Genomic DNA, 17,058 nt, shown 5'->3' with positions numbered 1-17,058 from the left:
CCGTCCCCCTCCAGCACCGGAATGCGGCCGATGGGATAGTCCTTGCGGAACTGCGGTGTGCCGAAGGTGGCCGGACGGGCGATTTCGATGTCGGTGATGCCCTTGGCGTAGATCTGCATCCGGACACGCGCGGAATAGGGGCTCAGGTCTCCGGAATAGAGCGTCAGCGACATCTGGGGGTCCTCACGGCGGCAGGGAAACAAGGATGATCGCCCACCCTGCCGTATGCTTGACGCATCCGCCACCCGGTTGTCCTCACTCGGCGCAACAAGACGGCCGCCGACGAGGATGCCGGCGGCCGTCTGCGGCAGAAGTCGGGGGCAGGATTAGTTCGCCGGCGCGATGCCGTTGTCCTGCATGGCCTGGCCGATGCGGGCGCGGAGTTCGGCGTCAGCCTGCGCCGCCTGGGCGATCTGGTGGTATTCGGTGGGCGAGATGCCGCTCGTTTCGACCGCCTGGGTCATCTCAGTCGCCGCCTGCTGCTGAATCTGGGTGCGGGCCGCGTCATCGGGAGCGGCCGCAAGCTGGCTGCTGAACTTCTGATTGAGGCTGCTGACCTCATTCATGGCCAGGGCGAAGCTGTTGACCTGTTCGTCGGTGATGTTGGCGGCGGCGGCCGAGGGGACCTGTTCGGTGGCGGCGGGGGCGCCGGCGTCCTGGGCGTGGGCGAGGCCGGAGACCCCCAGGGCGAGGGCGGCGCCTGCGGCGAGGGCGGGGAGGCGATTGCGCATGTCGGAGTCCTTCCTTGAATCGTCATCTCGGCGAAGCCCTGCGGAGGCGCGACTTCGCCGAAGGGAGCGAAGAACTTCTTATGCCGAAGTAATTTGGCGATGAAGTGGCGGTGCGAGCGCGAAATGTCCCAGATTGAGCGGGAAGGCTCGGTGAAGCCTAGTCGGGCAAGCTTCGGCAATCGAACTATGTTGCGCCCACTCTTTCCGCCCCCGGCGCGGCTTCCAGAAACTTGATCACCCCCAGCTCGAACTTTCGGCTGTCGCCCGTCGCCCTGATCGGCAGGGTTCCGGCCTCGAAGGCTTCGATCACCCAGGGGTGGATGTAGGCCTTGCGGCAGACGGCTGGGGTGTTGCCCAGGAGTTGGGCGACGGCTTTCACGCACACCGCCACGGTCCTTTTGCTGGCCGTGGCCGAGCCCGGCGCGTCGCCGGCCAGGGCGCGGGCGGCCGAGACCGTCGCGGCCCAGGTGCGGAAGTCCTTGGCCGAGATGTCCAGGCCGGTCGCCTCCCGCAGATAGGCGTTCACGTCGGCCGACTCCACGGCGTGTCGCACGCCGTCCTCATCCACATATTGGAACAGACGCTGGCCCGGCAGGTCCTGGCAGGACTTGACCACCCGGGCGAGGCGGCGGTCCTGAAAGCCCGTCCGATGATCCTTGCCGCTCTTGCCCCGGAAGCTGAACACCGCGCCGCGGCTGTTGATGGTGGCGTGGCGGTTGCGCAGGGTGGTCAGGCCATAGCTCTTGTTGGTCCGGGCGTATTCGTCGTTCCCCACCCGGATCAGTGTGGTCTCCAGCAGGCGCACGACGGCGGCCAGCACTTTTTCCCGGGGCAGGCCGCGCCGGCCGAGATCGGCCTCCACCCGGCGGCGCAGCCGGGGCAGGGCGCGGCCAAAGGCGGTCAGCCGCTCGAACTTGGCCAGGTCCCGGGCCACGCGCCACTTGTCGTGATAGCGATACTGCCGCCGGCCCTTCTGGTCGCGCCCCACCGCCTGGATGTGCCCCCGGGGACTTGCGCAGATCCAGACCTCGGTCCAGGCCGGCGGGATCACCAGGGCCTCGATCCGGGTTAGGGTGGACTTGTCGGTGATGCGCTCGTCCTTGGCGTCCACATAGGTGAAGCCCTTGGGGCTTGCCTTCCGGGCGATGCCGGGATCGTCGGCGTTCACATAGATCAGGCCGAACTCGAGGCGCTCGGGCGGTTGGGCGACGTCTTTGGGCATGGCCGGTCTTCAAAGCCTGGGCGCCGGCAGGTCCGGAGCCGGCGAGCAACGTGCTAGGAGAGCCGCCAGTTCCTTCTCCCTCCCCCGAGTCCCTCCGCCGAGGTCGCCTTGAACTACCGCCACGCCTTCCACGCCGGAAACTTCGCCGACCTGGTCAAGCACGCCGCCCTGCTGCAACTGCTCGACGCGTTGCAGGCCGACAAGGCGCCGCTGCGGATCATCGACACCCATGCGGGGTCTGGCCTCTATGACCTGCGCGGTCCCCAGGCCCAGCGGTCGGGCGAGGCGCAGGCAGGCGTCATGCGGATGATGGCCGCGACCGACCGGCCCGGCGCGCTCGATGATCTGGCCCAGGCCGTCACGGCGGCCAATGATGGCGCGGACGAGCCCTGGCTCTATCCCGGCTCGCCCTGGTTGATCGCCCGAGCCCTGCGGCCCGGCGACACCTATCTGGCCTGCGAGATGCAGCCCCAGGAGCACGCAAGGCTGGCCGAGACGGTGGGCGGCCGGCCAGGGGTGCGGACGGTTTGCGCCGACGGCTTCGCCGAGGCCCCGCTGGCGGTGGACGCCAAGGTGCGCCACCTGATCCTGATCGACCCGCCCTTCGAGAAGGCGGACGACTACGAACGGATCGCCACCGTGGCCGGCGACGTGCTGGCCCGGGCGCCCAAGACGATTTTCCTGATCTGGCTGCCGCTGAAGGACCTGGAGACCTTCGACGCCTTCCTGCGGGACCTGGAGGACGCCTGCGAGCCCGCCCCGTGTCTGGTGGTGGAAGCCAGGATGCGCCCCCTCGGCGACCCCATGAAGATGAACGGCTGCGCCCTGGTGCTGATCCAGGCGCCGGCCGGCCTGGAGCCACAGCTGCAGGCCGCAGCCGACTGGGTGACCTCAGGTGAAGCCGGCGGCCAGGCCCGGGTCTGGCCCATCGGCTGAGGCCTGGAATCTGCGTGGCCGCGGGCCTATGGGTCAGTCTCGATTCACAGGGGACGGCGTGATCAAGAGGCTCTTCGACATCACGGCGGCGCTGGCGGGGCTTATGGTCCTGTGGCCCGTCCTGCTGATCATCGCCTTGGCGGTGCGGCTGGATTCGCCGGGCCCGGCGATCCACTGGTCGCGGCGGGTGGGTCGGAACAACGCCATCTTCCTGATGCCCAAGTTCCGCAGCATGCGGATCGATGCGCCGGACGTCGCCACGCACCTGCTGGAGGACCCCCAGCAGTGGATCACGCCGCTCGGGCGCCTGTTGCGGCGCACCAGCCTGGACGAGTTCCCCCAGCTCTGGAGTGTGCTGGTCGGCCAGATGAGCCTGGTGGGGCCGCGCCCGGCCCTGTTCAACCAGGACGATCTGGTGGCCCTGCGCACGGAGGCCGGCGTGCATCGCCTAAGGCCCGGCGTCACGGGATGGGCGCAGATCAATGGCCGCGATGACCTGCCCGTCGCCGAAAAGGTGCGGTTCGACGCCGACTACATGGCCCGACGAAGCCTGCTTCTCGATATCAGGATCATCCTGATCACCCTGCGCGCCGCGGTTGCAGCCAAGGGGGTTTCCCACTGACGGACACGGAAAGGGCTCTGGCGCGTTGGTGCTGACGCCACTGGAGCCTCCCCCTTGCCCCGTCCGAACCGCAACAATCCCATCGGCCCCCGTCTGACCCGGCTCCGTGAGCGGGGCGCCGCCCGGGCGACGGCGCTTCGCGCCTGGGCCGTCGATGTCCGCCAACGTCACTCCACACCTGAGGCGCGTCAGGGCCAGAAGCGCGGTCTGGCCATCTTTGGCGGGGTGATCGGCGGGCTGGTTGTCGTCATGGTGCTCTTCCTGCTGCTGTTTGACTGGAACATGCTGCGGGGTCCCATCGGCGCCTTCGCCTCGGCGCGGACGGGACGGGAGGTGGTCCTGGCTGGCGATCTGGAGGCCAAGCCCTGGTCGCTCAAGCCCACGGCGACGATCAACGGCCTGAGCATTGGCGATCCCGAATGGGCCGGCGACGGCAAGACCATCGAGATCGAGCGCCTGACCATCCAGATGGAGATTCTGCCGCTTTTCCGGGGGCGCACCATCCTCAGCCGCCTGGAGGCCACGCGGCCCGTGGTCCGCCTGCGGCGCGACGCCGAGGGCCGGACGACCTGGGACTTTTCCAAGGACGATGGGCGAGAGAGCGAGCCCCTGGACCTGCCGGCCATCCGTCGCTTCATCATCGAAGACGGCCAGATCGAGATGGTCGACGAGCAGCGGGGCATCCGGTTTTCGGGCGAGGTGGCGGCCCGCGAGATTCGCGGCGGCGATGGCGGATTCCGCCTGGCCGGCGATGGCGAACTGAACAGCGAGGCCTTTCGATTGCGGGTCGCTGGCGGCCCCTTGATCAATATCGATCCCGGCGAGCCCTATCCCTTCAATGTCGATATCCGGGCTGGCGCGACCCACGTGACCGCCAAGGGCGCCCTGCCGGAGCCGTTCGACCTTGGGCGGTTTGGTCTCGACCTCACGGCCGAGGGGCCGGACCTTTCCGACCTCTATGGCCTGACGGGCCTGGCCCTGCCCAATACGCCGCCCTATCGCCTGTCAGGACGTCTGGTGCGCGAGGGGCAGGTGTATCAGCTGGATGGCCTGGGCGGTCGGCTCGGCGACAGCGACCTGGCCGGGGACATTCGCGTGGACGTGAGCGGCGAGCGTCCCTTCCTCTCAGCCGATCTACGCTCCAAGTTGTTGGACTTCGACGACCTCGCCACCGTGTTCGGCGGCGCCCCATCGACGGCGGAGGGGGAGGCGGTGTCCGAACGTCAGCTTGCCGTGGCTCGGCAGCTTCGCGCCGAACAACGCATTTTCCCGGACTCCACCCTTCAGGTCGAACGCATCCGCGCCATGGACGCGGAGCTGACCTATCGCGCCGCCGCGATCGAGGCGCCGCACCTGCCCCTGCGCGGCGCGCGGTTGCATCTGACCCTGAAGGACGGGGTGCTGGACGCCGATGAGGTGGTGTTCTCCTTGCCGCAGGGGACCTTTGCTGGCCAGATCAAGCTCGACGCCCGCAACGCCACGCCGGTGACGGAACTGGACATGCGCCTCAGCGGCGCGCGCCTGGAGCAACTGCTGCCCGTTGGCGAAGGCGGGATCGCGCCGGTGAGCGGCGATCTGGTCGGCCGGGTCAAGCTGCGGGGGGCTGGCGCCTCGGTCCACCGGACCATGGCCGACGCCGATGGGGAGGTGCTGTTGGTGGTCCCGCAGGGCGAGATCCGCGAAGCCTTCGCCGAGCTGATCGGCATCAATGTGACCCGAGGCCTCGGCCTCCTGCTCACGGACGATCAAAGCCGTACGCCGGTCCGGTGCGCCGTCGCCCACTTCCGCGCCCGCGATGGGGTGCTCAGGTCCAACCAGATCGTCTTCGACACCGAACCCGTAATCGGCCGCGGGGAGGGGGAGATCGATCTGGGGCGCGAGCGCCTCGACCTGCGCCTGGATGGCGAGGCCAAGGAGCCCCGTCTGGTTCGCCTGCTGGCGCCGGTGACGGTCAGCGGGCCGATGCTGTCGCCCAGGGTCGGGGTTGAGGCCGGCGGCGCCATCGCCCAAGGAGGGATCGCCCTGGCCCTGGCCGCCGTCGCCGCGCCGCTGGCGGCGCTGCTGCCCTTCGTCGATCCGGGCCTGGGGGAGGACGCCGCCTGTGGCGCCCTGATCGCCGAGGCCCAGCGCCGCGGCGCGCCCGCCAATTGACGCCGCCCGGCCCTGCCCCTCAATGTCGGCTCAGAGTAAACGGTCGGGGAATGACCAGATGATGTTTCGAAACGCCCGGCGAGGTTTGGTCCTGGGCCTGGTGCTGTGCGCCAGCGTAGCCGTGTCGGGGGCGGCCGTGGCGCAGGGCGGCGCGGCCGAAAAGGCTGTCGGCGCCCGCCAGGCGGGGTTCAAGCAGATCGGGGCCAGCTTCAAGGCGGTCAATGACGAACTGAAGCGCGGCAAGCCGGACATGGCCGCCGTCGCGACCGCCGCCACCCGGCTGGAAACCCATGCCGGACAGGTCCCCACCTGGTTCCCTAGGGGCAGTGGCGTGGAGTCCGGCGCCAAGACCGCAGCCCGGGCAGAGGTCTGGAGCGACGCCGCGGGCTTTGCTGACGCCGCAGCCAATCTGCGGGTTCAGACGGATCGGCTCGCCGCCCTGGCCGCCGAAGGCGACGTTGCGGCGACTCGCAGGCAGGCGACCCAGGTCGGCGCGGCCTGCAAGGCCTGCCACACCAAGTACCGCGAAGAGGACTAGCCTCCGGCGCGCGGCCGATCGCCCAAGAGAAAACCCCGCCGCCTGAAGGCGACGGGGTCTTTTCGTTTCGAACGGGCCTCAGGCTTTAGCCCACCGAGCGGTCGGCGGCCTCGCGCAGGCAGCCCAGCCAGGCGTCCTCGCGGGCCTTCTCGGCGGCGCGGAGCTGCTGTTCAGCCTCCTGCACGCCGGCATCGTGTTTGCGCCACTCGGCCACCGCGCCCTCGCGGGCGGCGCGGGCGGCCTCCATGGTCGGGAAGCGGGCCAGGACGGCGCGCACGGAATAGCTGACGGGCGGACCGACCGTTTCACGGTCGGGATAGAAGCCCGTCACGGAGTCACCCGCTTCCTTCTCGATGTGGAAGACATCGGCCCATCCGGCATGATGGCGCATCAGGGCCCAGGGCCGTTCGATCTGGTCGGTCATCAGGCTCTCCTCGAATCCGGTGGCGGGAAAATAGCGCAGTAACGCGCCGGTCTCCAATCGCATCCGCAGATGAATTGCAAGGTGTGCGGCGCACCAGCGTGTCGATGGGCCTTCGAGACCGATGTGGGCTAGATCGTGATCGCCCCGCCGCATGCCGTCAGAACCGCCAGAAAAGTGGCCGCAATCCAGCCTGATGGGTCGTCCAAAGGCGAACTCGCGCCTTTGGAAGCCGCAAATTGGAAGATCATTTCAATTCAGCCCCTTCTGCCCCATCGACAAGGGATGTTCTTGCCGGGTAAATGCGCGGTTCAAACGTGCGTCCGAACGGCCCCTCGGGGCCGCGTGTACGCACGCCCGTAGCAAGTGGAAGGGAGTCCATATGGGGGCGCCAGAGCGGCAGGGATTGTATGATCCGCGTAACGAGCATGATTCATGCGGCGTTGGGTTTGTAGCCAATATCAAGGGCCGCAAATCGCATGAGGTCGTGCAGGCGGGTCTGCAGATTCTGGTCAATCTGGACCACCGCGGCGCGGTGGGGGCCGACCCGCTGGTCGGCGACGGCGCCGGGATTCTGATTCAGATTCCCGACGCGCTCTATCGCGCATGGGCCAAGGACAACGGCGTCGATCTGCCGCCAGCCGGCGAATACGCCGTGGCCATGTGCTTCCTGCCGGCCGACGAGGAGGCCCGCGAGGTCGCCGTCGCCCAGTTCGAACACTTCATGAAGGTCGAGAAGCAGCCGGTCCTCGGCTGGCGCGACGTGCCGGTGAACCTGGACGGCATCGGCCAGGCCGTGCTCGACGCCATGCCGGTGATCCGCCAGGCCTTCATCGGCCGTGGCCCGACCATCAAGGACCAGGACGCCCATGAGCGGAAGCTGCTGGCCGTGCGCAAGCAGGTCCAGAATCCCATCGCCCAGCTGGCGGAGAAGAAGGGCCTGCCGGGCCTGAAGGACCTCTATCTGCCGTCCCTGTCGACCCGCACCGTGGTCTATAAGGGGCTGCTGCTGGCCGGACAGGTGGGGACCTTCTACGAAGACCTGGCCAATCCCCTGGCGGAATCCGCCCTGGCCCTGGTCCACCAGCGGTTCTCAACCAACACCTTCCCGTCCTGGCGACTGGCCCACCCCTACCGGTTCATGGCCCACAACGGTGAGATCAACACCGTCCGCGGCAATGTGAACTGGATGAACGCCCGCCGTCGCGGCATGGAATCCGACCTGCTGGGCGCCGACCTCGACAAGATGTGGCCGCTGATCCCGCACGGTCAGTCGGACACCGCCTGCCTGGACAATGCGCTGGAGCTGCTGATCGCCGGCGGCTACTCGCTGTCCCATGCAGTGATGATGCTGATCCCGGAAGCCTGGGCCGGCAACCCGCTGATGGATTCCAAGCGCAAGGCTTTCTACGAGTACCACGCGGCCCTGATGGAGCCGTGGGACGGCCCGGCCGCCGTGGCCTTCACCGATGGCCGCCAGATCGGCGCCACCCTGGACCGCAACGGCCTGCGTCCTGCCCGCTTCGTCATCACCGACCAGGACCATGTGATCATGGCCTCGGAGGTCGGCGTGCTGCCCGTGGAGGACGAGCGCATCGTCCGCAAGTGGCGGCTGCAGCCGGGCAAGATGCTCCTCATCGACATGGAGGAGGGGCGCATCATCGAGGACGAGGAGATCAAGGCCTCGCTCGCCAGCGCCAAGCCCTATGAGGAGTGGCTGGCCGAGACCCAGTTCAAGCTGGAAGATCTCGACGAGGCCGACGAGGCCGAGCCCGTCCTGGCCGACGATCCGGCCCTGCTCGATCGCCAGCAGGCCTTCGGCTACACCCAGGAAGACCAGCAGTTCTTCCTCGAACCCATGGCCCGCCTGGGGGACGACCCGATCGGCTCCATGGGCGTCGACACGCCCATCGCCGTGCTCTCCCAGCGTTCGAAGCTGATCTACGAGTACTTCAAGCAGAACTTCGCCCAGGTCACCAACCCGCCGATCGATCCGATCCGCGAGGAGCTGGTCATGAGCCTGGTGTCGATGATCGGGCCGCGGCCGAACCTGCTCGGCCGACAGGCCGGCTCGCACAAGCGCCTGGAAGTCGCCCAGCCGATCCTCACCAACGCGGCCCTGGCCAAGATTCGCTCGATCAACGAGCTGCTGGACGGCGCCTTCCGAACGGCCACCCTGGACGCCACCTGGGCGGCCGACGAAGGGGCCGGCGGCCTCGAGCGGGCGCTGGAGCGCCTATGCCGCGAGGCCACCGACGAGGTGCTGGCCGGCATGAACATCCTGATCCTGTCGGATCGGGCCGTCAGCGCCGACCGCATTCCGATCCCCGCCGCGCTGGCCACCGCGGCCGTCCACCACCACCTGATCCGCCAGGGGCTGCGCATGCAGACCGGCCTCGTCATCGAGACCGGCGAGGCCCGCGAGGTGCACCACTTCTGCGTCCTGGCCGGCTATGGCGCAGAGGCGGTGAATCCCTATCTGGCCTTCGAGACGATCGAGCAGCTGCGCGTGCAGAACAAGCTCGACATTTCGGCCAAGGTGGCGCGGAAGAACTACATCAAGGCTGTCGGCAAGGGCATCTTGAAGGTCATGTCCAAGATGGGCATCTCGACCTACCAGTCCTATTGCGGCGCCCAGATCTTCGACGCCGTCGGCCTGAATTCCGAACTGATCGAGAAGTACTTCACCGGCACCGCCTCGACCATCGAGGGCGTCGGCCTGGGCGAGATCGCCGAAGAAGCTGTGCGTCGCCACCGCGACGCCTATGGCGATAACCCGATCTACCGCCACATGCTCGATGTCGGCGGCTCCTACGCCTACCGCCTGCGGGGCGAGGCCCACGCCTGGACGCCGGATTCGGTGGCCCGGCTGCAGCACGCCGTGCGCGGCAACCTGCCTGACGAGTACAAGGCCTTCGCCGCCAGCATCAATGAACAGAGCGAGCGGCTGCTGACCATCCGCGGCCTGATGCGCCTCAAGCTGGCCGACAAGGCGATCCCGATCGACGAGGTCGAACCGGCCAGCGAGATCGTCAAGCGCTTCTCCACCGGCGCCATGAGCTTCGGCTCCATCAGCCGCGAGGCGCACACCACGCTCGCCATGGCGATGAACCGCATCGGCGCCCGGTCCAACACCGGGGAGGGCGGCGAGGAGCCTGATCGCTTCACGCCCCTGCCCAACGGCGACTCCATGCGCTCCAAGATCAAGCAGGTGGCCTCGGGCCGCTTCGGGGTCACGGCGGAGTATCTGGTCAACGCCGACGACATCCAGATCAAGATGGCCCAGGGCGCCAAGCCCGGGGAGGGCGGTCAGCTGCCCGGCCACAAGGTCGACAAGGCCATCGCCAAGGTGCGCCATTCGACCCCGGGGGTAGGCCTGATCAGCCCGCCGCCGCACCATGACATCTATTCGATCGAGGATCTGGCCCAGCTGATCCACGACCTGAAGAACGTCAATCCCAAGGCCCGCATCTCCGTGAAGCTGGTCTCGGAAGTCGGCGTGGGCACGGTCGCGGCCGGGGTTTCCAAGGCCCGGGCCGACCATGTGACCATTTCCGGTTTCGAAGGCGGCACCGGCGCCTCGCCGCTGACCTCCTTGACCCATGCAGGATCGCCCTGGGAGATCGGCCTGGCCGAGACCCAGCAGACCCTGCTGCTGAACGGCCTGCGCTCGCGCATCGCTGTCCAGGTCGATGGCGGCCTGCGCACCGGCCGGGACGTGGCCATCGGGGCCCTGCTGGGCGCCGAGGAGTTCGGCTTCGCCACCGCGCCGCTGATCGCGGCCGGCTGCATCATGATGCGCAAGTGCCACCTGAACACCTGCCCCGTGGGGGTGGCCACCCAGGATCCCGTCCTGCGGGCCCGCTTCAACGGCCAGCCCGAGCACGTGATCAACTACTTCTTCTTCGTGGCCGAAGAGCTGCGCGAGATCATGGCCCTGCTGGGCCTCCGGACGATCAACGAGATGGTCGGCCGGGTGGACCTGCTCGACGCTGCGCCGGCGGTGGATCACTGGAAGGCCCGCGGGGTCGATCTCTCGCGGCTGCTCTATCAGGCGCCGATGGAGCATCCCAAGGGGCTGTGGAACACCGAGCAGCAGGACCATGGCCTGGCCATGGCCCTGGACCATCAGCTGCTGGCCGCGGCCCGGCCGGCGCTGGACAAGGGCGAGGCCGTTCGCGCCGAGTTCGAAATTCGCAACATCAACCGCACGGTGGGCGCGATGCTCTCCGGCGAGGTGGCCATGGCGCACGGCCATGCCGGCCTGCCCGACGGGACCATCTCCTTCACCTTCCGGGGCACCGGCGGCCAGAGCTTCGGGGCGTTCGCGGCCCGGGGCGTGACCCTGGAGCTGATCGGCGATTCCAACGACTATGTGGGCAAGGGCCTGTCCGGGGGCCGCGTGATCGTGCGCCAGCCGCCCAACTCCAAGCGGGAGCCGACCCAGAACATCATCATCGGCAATACGGTTCTCTATGGAGCCATCGCCGGTGAGGCCTATTTCGAAGGCGTGGCCGGCGAGCGTTTCGCCGTCCGCAACTCCGGCGCCGTGGCGGTGGTCGAAGGCCTGGGCGACCATGGCTGCGAGTACATGACCGGCGGCGTGGTGGTGGTGCTGGGCGACACCGGACGCAATTTCGCGGCCGGCATGTCCGGTGGGGTCGCCTATGTCTACGACCCGAACAACCGCTTCGCGCCCCTGTGCAACATGGCCATGGTCGAGCTGGAGGCCGTGGCGCCGGCCAGCGCCGTCGATCCCGCCGAGGAGGCCCAGCGGCCGCGGCAGAAGTCGCCATCGGTGGACGACAACGGCATGGGCGACGTGCTCGCCCATGACGCCGAACGGCTGCGTATCCTGATCGAGCGCCACCTGCTCTATACCGGCAGCGCGCGCGCCCGGATGATCCTGGACAACTGGGACGCCGAGCTGGCCAATTTCCGCAAGGTGATGCCGACCGACTATCGTCGCGCCCTGCTGGACCTGGCCCAGGAACGCAAGGCCGCCGCCGCCGTCGCCGCCGAATAAGACCGAAGATCGGAGCACCGCCATGGGAAAGCCCACAGGCTTCCTTGAGATCGAACGTCAGGACCGCGGCTACGAAAAGCCCGAGTCGCGCCTGAAGACCTGGAACGAGTTCGTGCGCCCGCTGGCGCAGCCGGACCTGACCAAGCAGGCCGCCCGCTGCATGGACTGCGGGATTCCGTACTGTCACAACGGCTGTCCGGTGAACAATCAGATCCCGGACTTCAACAACCTCGTCTATCGCGAGCAGTGGTTGGCGGCGCTGGAGAACCTGCAGTCGACCAACAACTTCCCGGAGTTCACCGGTCGGGTCTGCCCCGCGCCCTGCGAGGCCGCCTGCACCCTGAACATCGTCGACACCCCAGTGACCATCAAGACGATCGAGTGCCAGATCGTCGACAAGGGCTGGGAAGAGGGCTGGATCACGCCGCAGCCCTCGCCGCGGGGCACCGGCAAGCGGGTCGCCGTGGTGGGGTCTGGCCCCGCGGGCCTGGCCTGCGCCCAGCAGCTGGCCCGGGCCGGCCATGCGCCCACCGTGTTCGAGAAGAGCGACCGGATCGGCGGCCTGATGCGCTACGGCATTCCGGACTTCAAGATGGAGAAGCACCTGATCGATCGTCGGGTGCGCCAGATGGAGGCCGAAGGCGTCATCTTCCGCACCAATTTCGAGGTTGGGGTGAATGTCTCGGTCCAGCGTCTGCTGGATGATTACGACGTGCTGGTGATGGCCGGCGGCGCCGAGAAGCCCCGCGACCTCGAGGTCGAGAACCGCGAGCTGGAGGGCATCCATTTCGCCATGGACTTCCTCACCCAGCAGAACCGCCGCGTGGCGGGTGATCCCGAAGAGGTCGCCGCTCCGAACGGGACCCTGTCGGCCAAGGGCAAGCATGTGGTGGTCATCGGCGGTGGCGACACCGGCTCGGACTGCATCGGCACCTCGAACCGCCATGGGGCCGCTTCGGTGACCCAGCTGGAGATCATGCCCCAGCCGCCGGCCCGCGAGAACAAGCTGATGACCTGGCCCGACTGGCCGCTGAAGCTCCGCACCTCGTCGAGCCATGAAGAGGGCTGCGAGCGCGATTTCGCCGTGGCCACCAAGCGGGCCATCGGCAGGGACGGCAAGATTGAGGCCCTGGAATGCGCCCGCCTGGAGTGGGTCAAGGGCGACGACGGCCGCATGGTGATGCGCGAGATCGAAGGCAGCACCTTCCAGCTGAAGGCCGATCTGGTTCTGCTGGCCATGGGCTTTGTCAGCCCCCGCCGCGAGGGCTTCGTCGACCAGTCCAAGGTGGACCTCGATCCCCGGGGCAATGTGAAGGCCTCGGTGGACGACTATCGCACCACCGAACCCCGCATCTTCGCCTGCGGCGACATGCGCCGGGGCCAGTCCCTGGTGGTGTGGGCGATCCGCGAAGGCCGCCAGGCGGCCCAGGCTGTGGACGCCTATCTGATGGGCGCGAGCAAGCTCCCCCGCTAATCGCGCGACCGCTGGCGGCCGGCCTGTCCGGCCGCCGGCGCTGTCCGCAAAGACCCGGCGGGGGGGGGGGGCCGCGCCCCGTCCCGGATCGGTTGGTCGAACCGTGTTCCGAACATTGCAACAAATGTGCGAAGGATTCGCATTGTCAAAACTGTGGCCAGGACATAGGAATGCCTCGCAATCTCACCCGAGTCTTGGGGGCTCCTGAAAATGTTGAAGCGGACAACGGGCGTACGCGCCTATTCACGACGTGCGTGGACGCCGGCGGCCGTCGCCGGTCTGGCGGGGCTGGCCATGGCGCCTCACGCCCTGGCCGAGGACGCCCCCCACACGGTGGCCGGTGTCGAGGTCGAAGGTCATCTGACGCCTGAGCCGGTCTCGCCCAAGTTCACCACCGACCTGATCGACACGCCGCGCAGCGTGACGGTCATTCCGCAGGTGGTGATCGAACAGACCGCCGCCACATCGCTGCAGGACATCCTGCGCACCTCGCCGGGCATCACCTTCGGCGCGGGCGAGGGCGGTCAGCCCCTGGCCGACCGTCCCTTCATCCGGGGTCAGGCCTCCGGCAACAGCGTCTTCGTCGATGGCATCCGCGACAGCGGCGGCCAGGTTCGCGACATCTTCAATCTGGAGCAGGTCGAGGTCATCAAGGGGCCGGACTCCGCCTATAATGGCCGGGGCTCCGGCGGCGGCAGCATCAACCTGACCAGCAAGCAGCCCAAGCTGGTCGAGGCGACCAGCGCCAGCCTGCGCGTGGGGACCGACTCCTATCTGCGCGGCGCGGTCGACGCCAACTATGTGCTGGGCGACACCAGCGCCGTGCGGCTGAACCTGATGGGCGCGCAAGGGGACGTTCCCAAGCGCGACGCCGTGGACTTCGACACCTGGGGCGCGGCGGTGGCTGCGGCGCTTGGCCTCGGAACCGACAGCCGGATGACGCTGAGCTACTACCACCTGACCCGCAACGACATGCCCGACTATGGCGTGCCGCTGTCGCGCAAGCTGCCGGGCGTGACGCCGACGGAGACGGGCGTCCTCGACGTCCCGCGGGACGCCTTCTATGGCCTCACCGCCCGGGACTACCAGGAAACCACGGCCGACATCGCCACCCTGACCGGCGAACACGACATCAACCAGGCCATGACCTTCCGCGGGGTGTTCCGCTACGCCAAGACGGTCAACGACTATGTGGTGACCAACCCCGGCGATGGCGGCAACGCCCAGTTCGTGAACGGCGAATGGTGGATGAAGCGTGGGCTCAAGTCCCGCTGGAACCCGGCGACCACGGTGGCGGCGGTGGCCGACATCTATGGCCGCTTCACCACCGGCGCCATCGAGCACAGCTACGATGTCGGCCTCGAACTCTCGCGCGAGAAGAACGAGAACGCCTCCTACACGGTCACGACGATCGCCGGTTCGCCGTGCCCGACCGGATTCACCGGCGCGGGCACGGGCGACTGTACGCTCGTCTATGCGCCCAATCCGTCCGATCTGTGGGAGGGCACGATCGTCAAGGGTCCGGTCTCATCGAACGTCTCCAAGACCGCAGGGATCTATGTCTTCGACACCCTGTCCTTCGGCGAGCGCTGGATGCTGAATCTCGGCCTGCGACACGACCAGTATTCCGTCACCGGCCGCAGCGTCACCACGACCGCCATCACGTCCAGCGAGGGCGACTGGAGCTTCACCAACTATCAGGCTGGCCTGGTCTACAAGCCGACGGCCAACGGCAGCATCTACATCTCGTACGGCACCGCCTCGACCCCGCCGACGATTTCCGGCGGCGACCAGAACAGCGCGCCGGCCTTGGGTTCGGGCAATCTCGGCAACGACGTCCTGGACCCCGAGGAGACCAAGTCCGCCGAGATCGGCGTCAAATGGGCCTTCTTCGGCGAACGCCTGACGACCTCCGCGGCGATCTTCCAGGTCACCCGCGAGAACGCCCAGATCCAGATCGAGTCCGGCGTCTACGCCCAGGCCGGCGAGACCGAGGTCCGCGGCCTTGAACTCGCCGTGACGGGCCAGGTGACCCCGGCCTGGTCAGTGTTCGGCGGCTACACCTATATGGACAGCGAACTGGTCAAGGGCGCCTACAACAACGTCAATGTGGGCGATCCCCTGGCCAATACGCCGGAGCATAGCTTCAGCCTGTTCTCGACCTATGCGGTGACCGAGGCGATCAGCCTGGGCGGCGGCGCCTACTATGTCTCCGACAGCTTCGGTGGGAACCAGGGCGGGGCCGGCGGCGGCGCCAATGGGGTCTATGCGCCGGAATACTGGCGCTTCGACGCCTTCGCCAGCTACCAGATCAATCCGCGCCTGAACCTCCAGCTCAATGTCCAGAACGTGACGGACGAGGACTACATCGCCCGCACCAACGGCGTGCACCATGCCGACTATGGCCCGGCGCGCCAGGCCCTGCTGACGCTGAACGCCAAGTTCTGACCCCACGCAGAACGGGCGCTCGACGAAGGCCCCGCGGGTTCGCCTGCGGGGCCTGTTCAGCTTAAGAAGGCGGACGAGGACTCTTCGCCATGATGCTGCATATTCCCGAGGTGCTGACCAAGGCCGAGGTCGCCGACCTGCGGCGCCTGATCGACGCCGCCGCCTGGGTCGACGGAAATGTCACCTCAGGCACGCAATCGGCCCTGGCCAAGCGCAATGAACAGTTGCCGGAGGCCTCGCCGGAGGCCAGGGCGGCGGGTGAGCGGATCCTCGACGCCCTGTCGCGCAATCCCCTGTTCGTCACCGCCGCCCTGCCGCAGACAGTGTTTCCCCCGCTGTTCAACCGCTATGGCGGCGGCCAGACCTTTGGCCTGCACGTGGACAACGCCGTGCGGCAGAGCCGGGATGGCTCGATCCGCATTCGCAGCGACCTGTCGGCCACCCTCTTCCTGACCGAGCCCGAGGACTATGACGGCGGCGAGCTGCTGGTGGAGGACACCTATGGCGTCCATGAGGTGAAGCTGCCGGCCGGGGACATGATCCTCTATCCGGCCTCAAGCCTGCACCAGGTGAGCCCGGTGACCCGGGGCGCCCGGGTCTCCAGCTTCTTCTGGATCCAGAGCATGGTCCGGGAGGACGCCCAGCGCAGCCTGCTGTTCCAGATGGACATCGCCATCCAGCAACTGGCCGGCAAGGTGGGGGCGGGCGCGCCGGAGCTGGTCTCGCTCACCGGCGCCTACCATAACCTGCTGCGGATGTGGGGCGACCTTTAGAGTCTTGAGCGCGTTTCACCCGATAACCGGTTCCCCCCTATCGGAACGCGCTCTGGGGGGCCGCCCCAAGCCCGCCCTGATCAGCCGCGGCGGGCGCCGGCCAGGAAGTCCAGCTTGCCGATCGGCGCGCCCTTGTGGCGCAGCAGGGCGTAGGCCGTGGTCACATGGAACATGAAGTTGGGCAGGGCGTAGGTGAATACGAAGTCCTTGGCCGTGAAGCTCATGGCCCCCTTGGGCAGGGGCAGTTCGATGGTGCGTTCCAAATCATCGCTGATCTGGTCAGGGGTGATGCTCTCGACAAAGGCCAGGGTCTTGGCGATGCGGGCCTTCAGATCCTCATAGGTCGTCTCGGTGTCGGGCATGTTGGGCGGGGTGACGCCGGCCAGCCGGGCCGCGCCGCCCTTGGCCGCATCGCTGGCCAGCTGGATCTGGCCGACCAGGGAATGCATGTCAGGCGCGAGCCGCGCCTCAGTCAGTTCCGAAAGCGGCAGGCCCGTGGCCTTGGCGTGGGCCTCGGCCTTGTCCAGCAGGGCGGCGAGGTTGCGCAGCATCTGCACATAGACCGGGATCGAGGCGTCATAGAGGGTCAGGGGCACGGGTCTCTCCAAATGGTCAGGCTTGTTGGCAGATGGGGAGGCCGGGGCTGGCGCGCCAGCGGCGGAGCCGTAATAGGCGCCGCATAAGGAAATGGCGGGGTCGACCGATTCCGCAGAATC

Annotated in this window: 13 protein-coding genes; 8 read left to right on the top strand and 5 right to left on the bottom strand. The window is 67.8% G+C overall.

Going from position 1 to position 17,058, the window contains the following annotated elements; genetic code table 11:
* The 3 genes from Q7S93_RS19095 to Q7S93_RS18635 all read right to left on the bottom strand — a co-directional run.
* A partial coding sequence (locus tag Q7S93_RS19095; protein WP_370652225.1) for a glutathione S-transferase N-terminal domain-containing protein occupies window positions 1-173 on the bottom strand: 173 nt, incomplete at its 3' end.
* 153 nt (window positions 174-326) lie between these two features.
* Complete coding sequence (locus tag Q7S93_RS18640) at window positions 327-731, bottom strand: DUF4168 domain-containing protein (RefSeq protein WP_304716313.1); 405 nt, start codon at window positions 729-731, stop codon at window positions 327-329.
* 184 nt (window positions 732-915) lie between these two features.
* Window positions 916-1,953, bottom strand: a complete 1,038-nt coding sequence (locus Q7S93_RS18635; RefSeq protein ID WP_304716310.1) for a DNA topoisomerase IB — start codon at window positions 1,951-1,953, stop codon at window positions 916-918.
* Between the two features lie 108 nt (window positions 1,954-2,061).
* On the opposite strand from Q7S93_RS18635, the gene rlmJ reads away from it, so the two are divergent.
* The 4 genes from rlmJ to Q7S93_RS18615 are packed head-to-tail and all read left to right on the top strand — an operon-like array spanning window position 2,062 to window position 6,200.
* Entirely contained in the window at window positions 2,062-2,889 is an 828-nt protein-coding gene (gene rlmJ / locus Q7S93_RS18630; protein ID WP_304716307.1) for a 23S rRNA (adenine(2030)-N(6))-methyltransferase RlmJ, read from the top strand.
* Between the two features lie 58 nt (window positions 2,890-2,947).
* Entirely contained in the window at window positions 2,948-3,511 is a 564-nt protein-coding gene (locus Q7S93_RS18625) for a sugar transferase (protein ID WP_441339435.1), read from the top strand.
* Window positions 3,512-3,565: 54 nt separating this feature from the next.
* Complete coding sequence (locus tag Q7S93_RS18620) at window positions 3,566-5,662, top strand: AsmA family protein (protein ID WP_304716297.1); 2,097 nt, start codon at window positions 3,566-3,568, stop codon at window positions 5,660-5,662.
* A gap of 58 nt (window positions 5,663-5,720) precedes the next feature.
* Window positions 5,721-6,200: a c-type cytochrome gene (locus tag Q7S93_RS18615; protein ID WP_304716294.1), complete on the top strand. Its 480-nt coding sequence runs from the start codon at window positions 5,721-5,723 to the stop codon at window positions 6,198-6,200.
* Between the two features lie 85 nt (window positions 6,201-6,285).
* Here the strand turns inward: Q7S93_RS18615 and Q7S93_RS18610 are convergent, their stop codons facing one another.
* Window positions 6,286-6,624: a hypothetical protein gene (locus tag Q7S93_RS18610; RefSeq protein WP_304716293.1), complete on the bottom strand. Its 339-nt coding sequence runs from the start codon at window positions 6,622-6,624 to the stop codon at window positions 6,286-6,288.
* Window positions 6,625-6,775: 151 nt separating this feature from the next.
* Between Q7S93_RS18610 and gltB the strand changes: the two genes are divergently transcribed.
* From gltB to Q7S93_RS18590, 4 genes are all read left to right on the top strand, one after another.
* A complete protein-coding gene (gltB, locus tag Q7S93_RS18605) occupies window positions 6,776-11,647 on the top strand; it encodes a glutamate synthase large subunit (protein WP_441339434.1) in 4,872 nt (1,623 codons plus the stop codon).
* A 22-nt stretch (window positions 11,648-11,669) separates the two neighbouring features.
* Window positions 11,670-13,121 carry a glutamate synthase subunit beta gene (locus Q7S93_RS18600; protein ID WP_304716290.1) on the top strand — a complete coding sequence of 484 codons (1,452 nt, stop codon included), beginning with the start codon at window positions 11,670-11,672 and terminating at the stop codon, window positions 13,119-13,121.
* Between the two features lie 210 nt (window positions 13,122-13,331).
* Window positions 13,332-15,569, top strand: a complete 2,238-nt coding sequence (locus Q7S93_RS18595; protein WP_304716289.1) for a TonB-dependent receptor — start codon at window positions 13,332-13,334, stop codon at window positions 15,567-15,569.
* Window positions 15,570-15,658: 89 nt separating this feature from the next.
* Window positions 15,659-16,342, top strand: coding sequence for a Fe2+-dependent dioxygenase (locus Q7S93_RS18590; protein ID WP_304716288.1), 684 nt, complete (start codon window positions 15,659-15,661; stop codon window positions 16,340-16,342).
* An 80-nt stretch (window positions 16,343-16,422) separates the two neighbouring features.
* Here the strand turns inward: Q7S93_RS18590 and Q7S93_RS18585 are convergent, their stop codons facing one another.
* Window positions 16,423-16,938: a DUF1993 domain-containing protein gene (locus Q7S93_RS18585; protein ID WP_304716287.1), complete on the bottom strand. Its 516-nt coding sequence runs from the start codon at window positions 16,936-16,938 to the stop codon at window positions 16,423-16,425.
* Window positions 16,939-17,058 lie beyond the last annotated feature (120 nt).

Source organism: Phenylobacterium sp. (assembly GCF_030646615.1).
In the GTDB taxonomy this organism is placed as follows: Bacteria; Pseudomonadota; Alphaproteobacteria; order Caulobacterales; family Caulobacteraceae; genus Phenylobacterium.
This window is presented reverse-complemented; position numbering and strand designations above follow the sequence as displayed.

What these genes read in the sequence shown, in the direction of transcription:
- Q7S93_RS18590 (WP_304716288.1), top strand. Translation starts at nt 15,659, where the DNA reads ATGATGCTGCATATTCCCGAGGTGCTGACCAAGGCCGAGGTCGCCGAC.
- Q7S93_RS18615 (WP_304716294.1), top strand. Translation starts at nt 5,721, where the DNA reads ATGATGTTTCGAAACGCCCGGCGAGGTTTGGTCCTGGGCCTGGTGCTG.
- Q7S93_RS18640 (WP_304716313.1), bottom strand. Translation starts at nt 731, where the DNA reads ATGCGCAATCGCCTCCCCGCCCTCGCCGCAGGCGCCGCCCTCGCCCTG.
- gltB (WP_441339434.1), top strand. Translation starts at nt 6,776, where the DNA reads ATGCCGTCAGAACCGCCAGAAAAGTGGCCGCAATCCAGCCTGATGGGT.
- Q7S93_RS18600 (WP_304716290.1), top strand. Translation starts at nt 11,670, where the DNA reads ATGGGAAAGCCCACAGGCTTCCTTGAGATCGAACGTCAGGACCGCGGC.
- Q7S93_RS18595 (WP_304716289.1), top strand. Translation starts at nt 13,332, where the DNA reads ATGTTGAAGCGGACAACGGGCGTACGCGCCTATTCACGACGTGCGTGG.
- Q7S93_RS18635 (WP_304716310.1), bottom strand. Translation starts at nt 1,953, where the DNA reads ATGCCCAAAGACGTCGCCCAACCGCCCGAGCGCCTCGAGTTCGGCCTG.
- Q7S93_RS18610 (WP_304716293.1), bottom strand. Translation starts at nt 6,624, where the DNA reads ATGACCGACCAGATCGAACGGCCCTGGGCCCTGATGCGCCATCATGCC.